The following is a 290-nucleotide window of genomic DNA, read 5'->3' on the forward strand; positions in this document are numbered from 1 at the left end:
CATCAGCTTCGGCACTATTGCTAAGCCAAGTATTAATGAGCACCGAAAATAACTCTGCCAATAGTAAAGCATGCGTGTGTAATAGCGGCACCAACTACAATACTAGCTTGCCAAGTAGTCATCCTACCAACCGATGTGCAGAACAATCAAACGATGTGAGCTGGGGGAATTGGGTTACAGGAAACAGTCGCTCAAGCCAATTTCATTTCATTGATTTACTTGAACTGATCCACGGCCACAAAGATAAGCCATTAAATGATATGCCAACATCTGGCAGCCCAACTCAGATA

General features: G+C 43.4%; 1 protein-coding gene. It reads left to right on the forward strand.

Annotated elements, in window-relative coordinates; all coding sequences use genetic code 11:
- Positions 1 to 290: hypothetical protein (locus H5185_RS22575; RefSeq protein WP_182743376.1), on the forward strand; the 290-nt coding region annotated here is incomplete at both ends.

It is taken from the genome of Shewanella sp. SG44-6, from assembly GCF_014164185.1.
Lineage (GTDB): Bacteria > Pseudomonadota > Gammaproteobacteria > Enterobacterales > Shewanellaceae > Shewanella > Shewanella vesiculosa.